Source organism: Spiroplasma sp. hy2 (genome assembly GCF_044714365.1).
Classification (GTDB): domain Bacteria; phylum Bacillota_I; class Bacilli_A; order Mycoplasmatales; family Mycoplasmataceae; genus Spiroplasma; species Spiroplasma phoeniceum.
Map to the genome: position 1 here is coordinate 1 of NZ_RXFZ02000004.1, position 15,556 is coordinate 15,556.

A 15,556-nucleotide genomic window follows, 5' to 3' on the forward strand; every position below is an offset into this window, starting at 1 on the left:
TTCACTAATATTCAAAATTATTTAAAGCTCTGAAAATGAAAATACCAACACAAAGGTTTAACACCAAACCAACAATCAACGGTATTATATTTTAACGTTTAAAAAATTTAAAGCAAAATCATAATCTTACACAAAATTAGTTTTCAAATTGTCATATTGATGATTTTTTTTATTTCATCAAGAGTTTTCGACAAAATTAAAGATWTATTTTAATAAATTCATCATAAATAATGGTAATATTAGGGTGTTTTATTAAAGTTGCTGTAACTTTTTGTGAAAATAACTCCCGGTCAACACTAAGTGCATCATCAGCAGGGACTTGAACATCATAAGCTGTTTTTAAAATGAAAGAATTTAATAACTTTAATTCTTCTTTTAAAATTCCAATTGCATTTTCTCTTGAAACACTACGAAAAGAATTAGAACAAACTAATTCTGCAAATGTATCTAATTTTTGAACTGGATTTTTAAATAATCTTTTTGCTTCATATAATTTTACTTTTAAACCACGTTTTGCTAATTGGTAAGCAATTTCACAACCTGCTAACCCAGCACCAATAATATTAATTTCTTTTTGTTTCATTCCGTTACAAAATATCTTTTTCTACTAAAACCTTACGAAGCTCATCTGCTTTGACAAAATCTTTATTATTTTTTGACTTAATTCATTCTAATAAATATTTACAAATTTCACCACTAATCACTGGTAACTTAAAATTAAAATTTATAATATTAAAAATAATATTATAAAAATCACTAGCAAGTTGCAAATTAAGTTTTTTATCACGTAATTGAGTATTAATAATTTTAATCATTTTACTAATAATAGTTAAAACATTTGGACTATTTAAATTATTTGCTAACTCAGCAAGAACTTTCTTAACATTGTCACCATGTTGTGCTAAATTATAATTTAAGTTATATTCAGCTAAATATAAATTTACTGCTTTTAAGACTTTAAAAATCTTTTCGGTTTCACCTTGTGCACTAATAATTAAAGTTTCTGTTACATTTAATGGTTGTGTATAATTAGTCGCATATAACAAATAACGTAATGTATTTGCTCCGTATAATTTAATAAAATCACGAACTAAAATAGTATTATTTAATGATTTACTCATTTTTTTATCAGCAACATTTAAATGCCCATTATGCATTCAAATGTTTGCAATTTCCTTATTATTTTTTGCTAAAAATTGAATTCGTTCATTTTCATGATGAGGAAAAACTAAATCAATTCCGCCAGCATGAATATCAATTGTTTCTTTATGAAAAAATTTATCAATTAAGACAGCACATTCTGTATGTCAACCTGGGCGACCTTGATATAATTTACCCGTTTGATCATAAAAGGGAAAAGAAACTCCTTCGGTTGTTTGCTTTCATAAAGCAAAATCATATTGACTATGCTTATTAGCATCATGTTCAATTCGAATATTAGTTTCTAATTCTGAAATTTTTTTATTAGCTAATTGTCCATATTGTGCTTGATATTTTGCAATATCAAAATATACACTACCATTAACTTCATATGCAGCATTAAGTTTAACTAATTTTTGAATAAAAGTAATAATATCTTTAACATGGTCTGTTACTCGTACTCGCTTTGCTGGTGTTCTAACATTTAAATTAAAAACATCTTCTTCAAAAGCTTTAATATAAAATTCTGCAATTTCTTGTTCAGTTTTATGTTCTGTTGCTGCTTTAGCAATAATCTTATCATCAATATCCGTGTAATTTTGAATATAATTAACCTCAATATGTTGAAATTGTAAAAAACTAACTAATAAATCAACAGTAATAATTGCACGGGCATTACCGATATGAATGTAATTATAGACAGTTGGTCCACAACCATAAATATTAATTTTTTTTGTTTGACTATAATCTGTAAAATTACGAGTCAAAGTATTATATAATTTCATACTTCACCCTCTTATCTATTTGCATCCAATTCCATTTTTTTAAATGAAATAACAGCATTTGAATATCAGCTGGATTAATTCCTGAAATTCGATTCGCTTGACCAATTGAAATTGGTCTAATCTTTTTAAATTTTTCTCGTGCTTCAAGTGCCAAGTTATCTACCAAATCATAATTCAAATTAACTGGAATTAATTTATTTTCCAACTTAATTGTTTTTAAAGCAATTTCTTGTTCTTTTTTAATATATCCTTCAAAACGAATATTAATTAATAAATTTTGTTTTAAAAATGATTTTAAATTATTTAACGGTGGTAACTCCTCCTCTAAATATTTTAACTCAATATTTGGTCGTTTTAATAAATTATAACCAGAAATGCGTTCTGTAATGTTGACAACACCTAGTTTAGTTAGTTTTTGAATTAATGGTGATTTTGCCGTAAAATAAGTTTCTTTTAACAATTGCATTATTTCATTATAACTTTGCACATTATTTTGATATTCAATTCAACTTTTTTGATCAATTAAACCAAATTGATAAGCATAATTTTTTAATCGTTCTTCAGCATTATCATTGCGCAATAATAAACGATATTCAGCACGAGAAGTTAATAAACGGTAAGGCTCTTCTGTCCCTTTTGTAATTAGATCATCAATTAACACTCCAATATAAGCTTGGTCACGACGTAAAATGAAAGGTTCTTTTTGGTCAATACTTAAAACAGCATTAATTCCAGCCATTAAACCTTGGCAAGCAGCTTCTTCATAGCCACTTGTTCCATTAATTTGACCCGCCGTATATAAATTTTTAATTTTTTTTGTTTCTAACGTATGTTTTAATTGTGTTGGTACAATTGCATCATATTCAATTGCATAAGCTCATTTTAAAACTTCAACATTTTCAAATCCTGGCAAGGAACGTAGCATCTTTTCTTGTACATCAATTGGCATTGAAGTTGAAAATCCTTGCACATAAATTGTATTTAAACTCTTTGATTCTGGCTCTAAGAAAATTTGATGACGTGGTTTATCAGCAAACCGCACAATTTTATCTTCAAAACTTGGGCAATAACGTGGCCCTGTTCCTTTTACATTTCCAGAATACATTGGTGATGCTGTTAATTTTTTTTGCACAATATTATGTGTTTTTGGTGTTGAATGAATTAATCAACATAATTCTTGCTCTTGTAATGGTGTAAAGGTTTTTGTTGAATAAGAAAAAGCTAGTTGCAAATCACTCCCTGGTTCTGGTTGTGCTTTACTATAATCAATTGAAGTATTAAGAACACGTGCTGGTGTACCAGTTTTTAAACGAAATAACTCAAACCCTAAATGTTTTAACTGGGTTGATAATCCTGCTGTTGTAATGTCGCCATCAGGTCCTTCTGCTTTTTTTGTCATTCCTTGTAACACTAAAGATTGCATATATGTTCCTGTTGTTAAAATAACTTTTTTTGCAAAAAATTGTGTTTGATCTTTTAACATTACTCCATAGCAATTATTGTTATCATCAACCAATAAAGATTGAACTACTCCTTCATATAAATCTAAATTATCTTGCTTTTCAATTACTTTTTGCATATATTTTGCATATTCAATCTTATCTGATTGAGCGCGTAATGCTCATACAGCAGGACCACGTGAAGAATTTAATAATTTCATTTGTAAAGCTGTTGCATCAGCTGCTTTTGCCATTTCACCACCAATGGCATCAATTTCACGAACAACAATCCCTTTAGCTGGACCACCAATTGAGGGATTACATGGCATTAATGCAATTTTATCTTTATGCAAAGTAACTAATAATGTCTTTTTTTTCATTCTTGCTGCAGCTAAACTTGCTTCGACGCCAGCATGACCAGCACCAATTACAATTACATCATATTTTTTCATTAAACTCCCTCCTTTACTAGTTTTATTAATTTAATTCTGCTTCAATTTGTTTTAATTCTTGTTCTACATTAACACGATTAAATAAGTTTTCTTTTTTTTCTATTGTTTTATTATAAATGATTTCTTGCGTTAAAATTGTTTCAAATGTTAAATCAGTTAAATTAACATTAAAATAATCGGCAATTTTTTGCGCATTATCAACTAAAACTGGCTGCAATAAAAAAGCACTAACAATAATAGTATAAGCTAAACTTGCTAAAGTTTCATATAATTGCTCCATCTTTTCGTTTTTTTCTAACTCTCAAGGTTTATTTTCTTCAATATATTTATTCGCCTTATTACATAATTCCAAAATAATGTTTAGTCCTGCTGAAATTTGATAAGCATCCATTGCCTGCTGATAATTCTGCACCGCTTGGATACAACTTTCAATTAGCACATTATCCAATTGTTGTTGTTTTACTAACTGACCATTAAAATATTTACTAATCATATTACTTACTCGTGATACCAAGTTCCCTATATTATTAACTAAATGAACATTATATGATTCTAAAAACATTTCATAAGAAAATTTACCATCATTTTCAGTTGGAATTTCATATCCTAAATAAAACCGTAATGTATCTCGACCATATTTATCAATTAAATATAATGGATCAACAACATTTCCAATTGATTTACTCATTTTAGTATCTTTAAATAAAATTCAACCATGCGATAAAAGTTTATTAGGCTGACGTAACCCTAAACTTTCTAGCATACTTGGCCAATAAATCGTGTGAAAACGAGCGATTTCTTTTCCTAATAGTTGCAAAATCTCAACATCTTCATTATTTCAAAATTTATTAAATAATGTTTCATCATTTGATAAATAACCTAATGCTGTTAAATAATTTGATAATGCATCAATTCAAACATAAATAATGTGTTTATCATTTTCTAAGGTTTTAATTCCTCAGGAAAAAGTTGTTCTAGTAACAGATAAATCAGTTAAGCCTGGTAAAATAAAATTATTTAACATTTCATTTTTTCTTGGTTCTGGTTCAATAAAACCCTGATGATTATTATAATAATTAATTAAAAATTGACTATATTTTGAGACTTTAAAGAAATATGTTTCTTCCTTTACTTTTTTTGGTTTATTACCACAAACTAAGCACTGGTTTGTTACTTTATCAATTTGTGCTTCAGTTAAAAATTCTTCACAACTAACACAATATAAACCTTCATATTCTCCTAAGTAAATATCTCCATTATTATATAATTTACTAAAAATTTTTTGGACTCCAACTTCGTGCTCTTTATCAGTAGTACGAATAAACTTTGAATATTCAATTCCTAATTTATTTCATAATAATTTAAAATTATCAACAATCATTGTTGTAAATTGATATGGTGTTACCCCTGCTGCTTTTGCTTTCTTTTCAATTTTTTCACCATGTTCATCGCTGCCTGTTAAAAAGAAAGTTTCATAACCAGCCATTTTTTTATAACGATTAATAATATCCGCTAATGTAGTAGTATATGCATGTCCAATATGTAATTGCGCACTTGGATAATAAATTGGGGTTGTAACATAAAATAATTTCTTGTTTTGACTCATAATATATCCCTCTCATTGTTATACATTTTAACAATATAAATTATATCGCATTTTTGCCAATAAAATAAGGGTTTTTTAAAGACAATTAAGGTCATTGAAAATTACTAAAATAAAATAGTTATTTCCATAACTATTTATTCATAAATAAAACTTATTTTTATGCTGTTACTTCATGTAATTTTCGTGAAGAAATATTGCGTAAACCTTCATTTAACATTTCTGTCATCTGATAAGGAATATAAATAAAATCTATTTGCATTAGTTTATCAGCATATTTTTCATTTAATATTTCAACAGCATCAGCATATAAATCATCGCGTCATTCTTTAATATCTAATTTTTCTTTAAAATAACTAAAAGCTAATGTTTTAGCATTTTGTAATAATGAATCAATTCGTAATGATAGTGTTTTATAAGTATCTGCCAAGGCTAATTCTAAACGATATGTAAAATCCTCATCGGTAATAACGCGTCCATTGTTCCGAATTAAAAGAACATTATCATATAATAATTGGATTGGGTTTGTTGAGTCATGAATTTTTTCTGTATTTAAAACTAATTTTAGTTGATCACGAATATTACTAAAATGCTTTTCTAAAATAGGATTTTTCATTTTCTGCTCTCCTTAATTGCTTTAATTGCCTCCATTATCAATAGTAAATAAACAAACGGATATTAACTATAGTTTGTTAGATTATTTTTATAAGAGTAATTCTTATATAAATATCATAGCATAAGAAATATCTTTTTTTAGAAAAATAAAAAAACACTAAAATATTTTTTAGTGTTTTGTATATTTTAATTAGACTGTTGCAAAGTATAATAATGTACGTACCATTTGTGATACATATGACATTTCATTATCATATCATGCATATACTTTAACTAATTGTTTACCATCACGTTCAATAATTTTTGTTAATGTTGCATCAAAAATTGATCCGTGTGTTTCACCAATAATATCTGATGAAACAATTGGTTGTGTATTATAACAAAAAGTTTCTGAAGCTGCTGCTTTCATTGCATTATTAATTTCTTCAACTGTTGTTGTTTTTTTTAATTCAACTGCTAAGTCAACAATTGAACTAGTAATAGTTGGAACACGTAAAGCCATTCCATCAAATCGACCTTCCAATTGTGGTAATACTAATGCAACTGCTGCTGCTGCTCCCGTTTTAGTTGGAACAATATTTGAAAAAGCAGCACGTGCTCTTCTTAAATCATCATGTGCTAAGTCCAACAATCTTTGATCATTTGTTACCGCATGAACAGTTGTCATATATCCTTTTTCAATTCCAAATTCTTCGTCTAATACTTTTGCCATTGGTGCTAAACAGTTAGTTGTACAACTTGCCCCTGAAATAATAGTATCTTCTTTTTTAATTTCTTTATGGTTTACATTATAAACAATTGTTTTAACATCGGTTCCTTTCGCTGGAGCTGAGATTAAAACTTTTTTTGCTCCCGCTGTAAGGTGCTTTGAAGCACCAGCACGATCAGCAAAGAATCCTGTTGATTCAACAATAATATCAATGCCTAATTTACCTCATGGTAACTCAGCAGGATCTTTTTTGGCATAAACATTTATTTTTTTCCCATCAACAATAATAACGCCTTCTTCTGAAGAAATTTTTCCTCTTTTTCATCCTCCTTGGGCTGAATCAAGTTCTAATAATGTTGCTAAAGTTTTTGCCGCAGTTAAATCGTTAATTGCGACAATTTCAACATTTTTTTCGTCAAATAATCTTCTAAAAACTAAACGGCCAATACGTCCAAACCCGTTAATTGCAATTTTTGTCATCTACTTTTTCTCCTCTACATATATTTAATACCTTCTTAGTCTGCAATAAAAATATTGCATACTTACTATATATTTTACAACCTATAGAGTCAATTTGCAAGAAAATTAGCAAATATCCAAATTAAAGGTTACTTTATCAGCAAAATAGAACCAAATAATAAATTTAATCTTTTTAACCAAAACGACCTGTAGTATAATCTTCTATTTTTGATTCACGATAATGAGAAAACAATAATGCTGTTTTATTATATTCTATTAACTGTCCCATTCAAAAAAATGCAGTATAATCAGAAATTCGTGCCGCTTGTTGTAAAGAGTGCGTTACAATAATAATTGTAAAATTCTTTTTTAAATCCAAAATTAACTCTTCAACTTTAGCAGTTGCAATTGGATCTAATGCACTTGTTGGTTCATCCATTAACAAAATTTCTGGTTTTAACGCAATTGTACGATTTGTAGCAAGCACCCCCAACAGACAACATTCCTAGCCTGTTAACTTTTCCACATAATCCTCATCAGTTCTCCTGCTATTTCCCAACAATTCTAATTCGGTTGCTAACCCCCGAATCCGATCAACAATTCTTAATGCTTTTACTTTATTAATTTCTTTATCATTAATTTCAGTTTTAACATTTGCATAAATCGTTGTTAAAGCTGTTGTTGTAAAATTTGATGAAAAAAAAGTTGGCAGTCGACGACTAATACGGTCATTTAGAATACGAAATAATAAATCATCACGAACTCATGGAGAAACTGTTTCTCCGCCAATATCATCTAAAAATAAAACATCCGCTCCTAATAAAATTTCTACTAATGATGATTCACTATTAAAAAAATTAAATGATTCCTTTACTCGATTAATTAAATTAATTACTGAAATAAAAGCAACTTTACGATTATTATTTGCTAACACATTAGCTAAGCGAATTAATAAATAAGTTTTACCAACTCCTGGCTGACCATGAATATATAAACCTTTTTTTCGTTGACCTTTAACAAATTTAACCATTTCGCCAATAATAAGATGCATATTATTAAAATTTTCATCTTTTTTAATATCATTTAATCGTAATTTTAATAATTCATCACTAAAGTCATAATAAAGATAATTATTTTTAACTTTATTTTTTTCTTTAATAGCTATTGTATGATTACATTCAACTCGTGTTAAAAACAAATTATTATTTTCTTTTTTAATATAATATTTGTAACCTTTAAAGGATTGTTGGCATAAAGATAAAGATGATGTTTTTTCACATTGATGATAATTTTTTAAATATTCTTGAAAGAGCGTCTCAAACTGTTGATAATTATTAATATCAAACGCAATTTCTTGTAAATTAAGTATTAACTCTGCATTGTTTTGAAGTTGTTTTAATAAATTTAGTTTTGACATTGCCCCCATCTCTCTTTCATTTTTACTATTATAAATTTTTTAAATCATCTAATAATTGTGTAAGATCAACTTTTTTAATTCCTTGTTCTTGTCGTTTTTGTTCATAAATTTTATTATATTCTAATTCAGCCATATTATGTTTAACTATTTTTTCTTTCCATTGATATGTTTTTGCTTTAATAGCATCTTTTGTAACTTTACTTTTTTGTGTTTTTGCATAAGCACCACGTAAATGCTCCATCGCTTTATCAACAGTATTAATTTGTAATTGATGAAAAGTGTTTGCAATTTTTTCACAATACTTTCTTTCAATTCGATGAGCATTTTTAAATCAAACATATTCAATTAAACAATTAACTACCCCTGGTGTTAATGAATAATTAATAATTAAATCGCGAATTAATTCAATTTCAATTGGTGTTGGCTTCTTATTTTCTCGTAGTAAAGTTAAATATTGAATTGGATCAATTGAAACCATTTCATTAATTTTTGCTTCTAACATGTTAGTTGGCTTAATAACATTTTCATTATTAACAATTAAATTTAATTGTTCTCCATTAAGTTGTTTCTTTAATATTGTTTTTTGATGAAAATCAGATAGTAAATGTTGAAATGTTTCATAATTAAAAATTCGTTCTTTGGCAGTTAACTCAATACTTTTATAAATAAAAATAGCAAGATTATTTGTTAAAACATTGTAATAATTTGCTAACTGGATAATTTTTTCACGATATGGTAAATATAATTTATGATTTGCATTTTTTGATGCTAAGTATTTATCAATATAAACAAAATCAAATGTCATTGTTTCATCACTTAATTGACCAGATAAATCATTATGCTTCTGTTTACCCTCTTGCTGATTAACAATAAATTTAGCTTTAATAATTGCAAAAGATTTTTCTCCTACAATATTCAATAAATAATTTCTTAAAATTTGATTTTCAAAAAAAGCAATTGCGGAAATTGGTAATTGTGGTTTTAAAATATAGTGCTTTCCTTTTTCACGTTTTAAATTCTTTAATAAACCAATTGTTTCTAATTTACTTTTTGCTACTAAAAATTCATCATATGATATTTGTAATAATGTTAAAAGATTGTCTAAATGATATTTAGTATTTAATTCTAAGATGAAATCTTGTGCTGTTAAGGCAATATATAACATATGTGCTTTATCGCCAATAATTGGTCGATATAAACATAAAAGTAACATACGTTCATCATCTGACAATTGATACTCTTGTTTAATTAAATAAGTAGTTTCTTTTTCCATCATTTTCCCGTTCCTCTTTGTTTAATCATTAATAATATTACAATGAACAATTAATAAGTAAATATAATTTGTTAAAATAATGCTATTAGCTGACTTATCCACAATCTTTTTTAAATAAAACAGTTATAATTATTAAGTTTTTAAAACTTTTCCACATATAAACAACTTTTAACTATTATATCTTTTCTGTTTTTTAAATTTAATTGGTGTTAAAACTAATAATTCTTTTTGGGTGCATCATAAAGCAAGATTATGACGTGAAGTAATTAATTTATATAAAATAGTAAAACTTGAAATAACCATTGGTAAATAAATTGCTAATTGAATTGGAAACTTAATTGCTTTAATAACAAAAGCCATTGGGAAAAGAACTTGTTTTAGACCGATTGCATATAATCATAAAACATTAAATGCAAATGAAATTAAAGCAAACCCTATTGCATATAAGATAATTGTTTTTAATATTCAAAATTTATCAGTTTTAAATAAAAAAACCATACTTCCTAAAAAACCATATAAAGCAAGATTAAAGGAAAAACCACTATGATATGTTCCACCAATATTTATCAAATCCCCTAAAGCATCAGTAGCAAGACCACTCAATACACCCAAAAATGGTCCAAATAACATTCCAATCACAAAAATTAAAAAGTTACCTAATGCTAATTGAATTACTCCTCCTCCCATAAATGGGAACGGAATAGTATAACTAATGATATTTGTTAAAATAACAGATAATGCAATTAATAAACTTATAATTGTAATTGTTAAAATACTAATTTTTTTTCAATTTTTATAATCTAATAATACCCCAAGATAAAATAAAATAGCATTCCCTAAACAAGCACCAATATTTGTTAATATATATAGCATATTTTACACCCTCTCTAAATAAAACTGATAAACCAACGGAATAAAATATAGCGACCCACAAACTAAAATATTTTTTGTTTTATTTTGTAATAATATTTTTTTTCAATTTTTAACTTTGTTCTGCATCTTAATATTATTAATGTCTCATGACATTGGATGCTGAAATTCCGTAATATATAAATTATTGTCAAAATGTTCCTTCAATAAAGTTAAATTTTGCATATAATCTTTTTTTTGTGAAGAAGCATATAATACTAATAATTCATTTCGATTCAAATTATGTAACATTTCAAAAGTATAAATACAGGCACGAATTCCTTCTGGATTATGTGCTCCATCAATAATAAAATACGGATTTTTACTTAGTTGGGTAAAACGCCCTAAGACTGGGTTCACTTTAAAAAGCTCATAATTAATTTTAAACTTAAAAATTTTTAAAAACTTAATAACTAAGCCAACATTAAATTCTTGGTAATAATTAATTGCTTGTGAGTAAACTTCGCTTGTAATAATATTATTCGAATTATAATATTTTGCAATTAAATTAAAATGTTTTTTACAACTAGCACTAATAAAAAGTTGACAATTGTTTTTTGCAACTCCAACTTTATTTTGAATAATACTATCCAAAGTATTGCCTAATATCTCAGTATGTTCATAATCAATTGAAGTTAATAAAACAGCTAATTGATTATTAAAAACATTCGTTGCATCTAAACAACCACCAATTCCAGCTTCAATAATTGCAATATCAATTTTTTGCTCTAAAAAATATTTAATACAAATTAAAACTCAAATTTCAAAAAAAGTTAATTGATAAGTTTTAATTTCTTCTTTAATTTCTTTGATAATTCGTTTTAAATCACTATCACTAATCATCTTGATATTAATTTTAATTCGTTCATTATGTTTTGAAAATGCTGGTGATGTAAAAAGACCTACCCGTTGATAATTTAACATTAACTGGCGGTGTAAGTAATTTGAAACTGATCCCTTTCCGTTTGTACCAACAACATTAATTACTTTAATTTTATTTTGTGCATCCGCATATTTTTCTGTTAATAATTTTGCCAAATTATATTTTTTTTGAAAAAACGTTGCCTTAAAAAGTTGTTTTTTAACATCCATTGTAACCTCTTACTTTAATAAAGGTTTTAAATATTGCGCTGTATAACTAGTGCCACTTTTTAAAACAAGTTGTTCTGGTATTCCTGTTGCAACAATCATACCACCACCAATGCCACCTTCTGGTCCTAAATCAATAATATAATCAGCCATTTTAATAACATCTAAATTATGTTCAATCGTAATAACAGTATCACCATTATCAACAATTTTATTCAAAACTACTAACAATCTTTTAACATCATCAACATGTAATCCCGTTGTTGGTTCATCTAATAAAAATAAAGTTTTTCCCGTTGTCCGTTTTAACAAGAAGGTTGATAACTTAACCCGTTGGGCTTCTCCACCAGACAATTCTGTTGCTGATTGACCTAATTTAATATAACCTAACCCAACCTCTTGCATTGTTCCTAACTTCTGACTAATTTTTGGTTGTGCCGCAAAAAAATCACAAGCTTGGTCAACTGTCATTTCTAAAACATCATAAATATTTTTATCTTTGAATTTAACTAATAATGTTTCATCATTATAACGTTTCCCTTCACAAACTTCACAAGAAACATAAACCGTTGGTAGAAAGTGCATTGAAATCTTAATAATTCCATCACCTTGACAATGTTCACAACGTCCACCTGGCACATTAAACGAAAAACGACCCTTCAAATACCCTCGTGCTTTAGCTTCATTTGTATCGGCAAATAAATCACGAATATCATCAAAAACTGATGTATAAGTTGCTGGATTACTCCGTGGTGTTTTCCCAATTGGATCTTGGGAAATATTAATTATTTTATCAATGTTATCAATCCCAACGATTTTATCATGTGCCCCTGGTCGTTCAGTTGCTAACCCTAAATTTTTCTTAATACCCTTTCATAAAATTTCATTCATTAAAGTTGATTTACCACTTCCTGAAACACCTGTTAAACAAACAAATTTATTTAAAGGAATTGTAACATTAATATTTTTTAAATTGTTTTCTCGTGCTCCTTTAATTTCTAATACTAATCCATTACCACCACGCCGTTTTTTTGGCACATCAATTGCTAATTCACCAGTTAAATATTTACCAGTAATTGAATTTGGGTTTTGTTGAATATCATCAATACTTCCCGTAGCAACAACTTGCCCCCCATTAATTCCTGCACGTGGACCAATGTCAATAATATAATCACTAGCACGAATCGTATCTTCATCGTGCTCAACAACAATTAAAGTATTTCCTAAATCACGTAAACTTTTTAATGTTTCAATTAATTTATCATTATCTCGTTGGTGTAATCCAATTGAAGGTTCATCAAGAACATACAAAACCCCTGTTAATTGACTACCAATTTGCGTTGCTAATCGAATTCGTTGAGCTTCTCCACCTGATAATGTTGAAGCATTACGTGATAACATTAAATAACCTAATCCAACACGACTTAAAAAATCCAAACGATTAACTAATTCATTAATAATTAATCGTGCAATTTCTTGTTGTGATTCTGTTAATTTTAAATTCAAAACTTCTTTTAATTCATCTTCAACAGATAAATCAGTAAATTCAGAAATACTAATATTATTAATCTTAACTGATAAAGGAATTTCATTTAATCGCTTTCCTAAACAAGTTCCACATTTTTTGTCTGTCATAAATTGTTTATAATATTCACGTTGTGATTCACTTGATGTTTCCGTATAGCGACGTTCAATTAACTGCCCAATTCCTTCAATATAATCATATCCCCGCATAATGTTCCCACTAGCTGTTTTTAAATTATATTCAATTGGTTCATCACTACCACGAATCAAATATTCTAGTTGCTCTTTTGTCAAATCACTGACGGGTTGTTCTAACACAATATGATAATGATTAGCTAAAACTTTAAACTTTTGCCATTCAATATTTGTTGTATTAACAATATTTTTTAAATAAATAATTGCCCCTTGTAAAATTGATAATGACCGATTAGGTATCAATAAATCTTCATCAACTTCTAATTTTACTCCCAATCCTTTACATTCACTACAAGCTCCTGAGGGTGAATTAAATGAAAATAATCGTGGTTCTAATTCCGGAATAACAAAACCACAAATACTACATGAATAATTAGTTGAAAAAAGCATTTCCTTTTTTTGATCAGCAAAATCAATTTTTACTAATGCATTACCATATTTTAACGCTACTTCAATTGCATCATGAATTCGACTTAATAAATCTGCTGATTCTTTATAAACCAAGCGGTCAATAATAATATCAATATTTTGTCGTTTATTTTTATCTAATTCAATTTCTTCATCTAAAGTTTTGATTTCATCATTAACCTTGACACGAATAAAACTTTCTTGTTTTAAACGTGCAAATAAATCTTTAAAACTACCTTTCTTATCACGAACTACTGGCGACAAAATATTAAATTTTTCACCTTCTGTTAAAAGTTGTTTTAAATTATTTATTATTTCTTTAACTGTTACTGATTTAATAACCCCATGACCATTAATACAATATGGTGTCCCAACGCGAGCATATAATAAACGTAAATAATCATAAATTTCAGTAACTGTTCCAACAGTACTGCGAGGATTATGGCTAGTTGTTTTTTGATCAATAGAAATCGCTGGTGACAAACCTTCAATTGCATCAACATCAGGTTTTTCATTTCCACCTAAAAATTGGCGAGCATAACTTGATAGACTTTCAATATAACGGCGTCTTCCTTCTGCATAAATGGTATTAAAAGCTAATGATGATTTTCCACTTCCTGATAAACCAGTAAAAACAACTAATTTATCTTTAGGTACCTTAACATCAATATTCTTTAAATTATTCTCTCGAGCGCCTTTAACAACGATTCAATCTTTTCCCATTCTCTCACCCTCTTAATTAGTTTTTTGTAAATTAGCATCATAAAATAATCTTATTTTTAAAAAAGAAAATTGTAAATTTTTAATATGTACAAATGATTAAATCTAAGTTTAAAAAATCTAACATTAACTGTCACAGATTAATAAAATTAGTTAAGTTCTGTCACAATTTGACTTACTTTGGTTTCAACAAAATAAGCATATTCTTTAATTAATTCTTCTTGTCCTTCTAAAAAGAATAAAATTTTCATGATTTTTTCTTTTAGATCTGAAACTTCTTCATCACTACTATAATTTTCAATAAAATAGATTTCAACTAATTGCTCTGCAATTTCTTCATCATCAACTGATTGTTCATAATAATTATTGTAATTAGCTTCATTTAGAACTTCGCCAATAAAATCACGAAAAAGTTTATCATCATTAATTTTAGTTTTAATTTCTAATAATAATTCTTTTAATTCTGGTTTCATAACTTCCTTCCTTGTTTAGTTTAAACTACTTATATTGTACTATATAAATTAATTATTTGTTTGAAGAAATAATTTGTTATATTGCTTCAAATATTTAGCACGATGTTCATTAATTGCAAGCAATTGCTTACTAATTAGTGTTTCTTTCGTTAAAAATTCATTTTTTTCAATTTCAAATGGTTTTAAAATTAGAATTACAACATTTTGTAATCTTAATACTAATTCTTGATTATCCAATAATTAGACTTCTTGCATAACCTATTAAAATAATTGTAAATATTTTTAAAAAGATACTAATAGCAAATTATAATTTTAATTAATTATGTCTTTTATTTAAAAATTTAAT

General features: G+C 27.1%; 13 protein-coding genes and 1 pseudogene. All 14 read right to left on the reverse strand.

Going from position 1 to position 15,556, the window contains the following annotated elements:
- Positions 1 to 196 precede the first annotated feature (196 nt).
- Positions 197 to 583 carry an FAD-dependent oxidoreductase gene (locus EHV01_RS00475; RefSeq protein ID WP_422065720.1) on the reverse strand — a complete coding sequence of 129 codons (387 nt, stop codon included), beginning with the start codon at positions 581 to 583 and terminating at the stop codon, positions 197 to 199.
- 4 nt (positions 584 to 587) lie between these two features.
- Positions 588 to 1,925: a cysteine--tRNA ligase gene (cysS, locus tag EHV01_RS00480; protein ID WP_422065721.1), complete on the reverse strand. Its 1,338-nt coding sequence runs from the start codon at positions 1,923 to 1,925 to the stop codon at positions 588 to 590.
- Positions 1,912 to 3,819, reverse strand: coding sequence for a tRNA uridine-5-carboxymethylaminomethyl(34) synthesis enzyme MnmG (mnmG, locus tag EHV01_RS00485; protein ID WP_422065729.1), 1,908 nt, complete (start codon positions 3,817 to 3,819; stop codon positions 1,912 to 1,914). Before mnmG ends, cysS begins: the two co-directional genes overlap by 14 nt.
- A 22-nt stretch (positions 3,820 to 3,841) precedes the next feature.
- Entirely contained in the window at positions 3,842 to 5,422 is a 1,581-nt protein-coding gene (metG, locus tag EHV01_RS00490; RefSeq protein ID WP_422065722.1) for a methionine--tRNA ligase, read from the reverse strand.
- A 157-nt stretch (positions 5,423 to 5,579) separates the two neighbouring features.
- The gene (locus EHV01_RS00495; RefSeq protein ID WP_422065723.1) at positions 5,580 to 6,035 is read right to left on the reverse strand and encodes a hypothetical protein; all 456 of its coding nucleotides are present in this window, start codon (positions 6,033 to 6,035) and stop codon (positions 5,580 to 5,582) included.
- A 189-nt stretch (positions 6,036 to 6,224) separates the two neighbouring features.
- On the reverse strand, positions 6,225 to 7,223 hold the full coding sequence (gene gap / locus EHV01_RS00500) for a type I glyceraldehyde-3-phosphate dehydrogenase (RefSeq protein WP_422065724.1): 999 nt from the start codon (positions 7,221 to 7,223) through the stop codon (positions 6,225 to 6,227).
- Positions 7,224 to 7,395: 172 nt separating this feature from the next.
- Positions 7,396 to 7,686 (reverse strand): annotated as a pseudogene (locus tag EHV01_RS00505) (phosphate ABC transporter ATP-binding protein); the annotation flags it as partial.
- 21 nt (positions 7,687 to 7,707) lie between these two features.
- Entirely contained in the window at positions 7,708 to 8,619 is a 912-nt protein-coding gene (locus tag EHV01_RS00510) for an ATP-binding protein (protein WP_422065725.1), read from the reverse strand.
- A gap of 28 nt (positions 8,620 to 8,647) precedes the next feature.
- On the reverse strand, positions 8,648 to 9,895 hold the full coding sequence (locus EHV01_RS00515; protein WP_400248404.1) for a DnaD domain protein: 1,248 nt from the start codon (positions 9,893 to 9,895) through the stop codon (positions 8,648 to 8,650).
- Positions 9,896 to 10,060: 165 nt separating this feature from the next.
- Entirely contained in the window at positions 10,061 to 10,765 is a 705-nt protein-coding gene (locus EHV01_RS00520; RefSeq protein ID WP_400248406.1) for a folate family ECF transporter S component, read from the reverse strand.
- A gap of 3 nt (positions 10,766 to 10,768) precedes the next feature.
- The gene (locus EHV01_RS00525) at positions 10,769 to 11,893 is read right to left on the reverse strand and encodes a bifunctional folylpolyglutamate synthase/dihydrofolate synthase (RefSeq protein WP_422065726.1); all 1,125 of its coding nucleotides are present in this window, start codon (positions 11,891 to 11,893) and stop codon (positions 10,769 to 10,771) included.
- A gap of 9 nt (positions 11,894 to 11,902) precedes the next feature.
- The gene (gene uvrA, locus EHV01_RS00530) at positions 11,903 to 14,740 is read right to left on the reverse strand and encodes an excinuclease ABC subunit UvrA (RefSeq protein WP_422065727.1); all 2,838 of its coding nucleotides are present in this window, start codon (positions 14,738 to 14,740) and stop codon (positions 11,903 to 11,905) included.
- Between the two features lie 146 nt (positions 14,741 to 14,886).
- Positions 14,887 to 15,210, reverse strand: a complete 324-nt coding sequence (locus EHV01_RS00535) for a hypothetical protein (protein WP_400248410.1) — start codon at positions 15,208 to 15,210, stop codon at positions 14,887 to 14,889.
- A 48-nt stretch (positions 15,211 to 15,258) separates the two neighbouring features.
- Positions 15,259 to 15,447: a hypothetical protein gene (locus tag EHV01_RS00540; RefSeq protein ID WP_422065728.1), complete on the reverse strand. Its 189-nt coding sequence runs from the start codon at positions 15,445 to 15,447 to the stop codon at positions 15,259 to 15,261.
- Positions 15,448 to 15,556 lie beyond the last annotated feature (109 nt).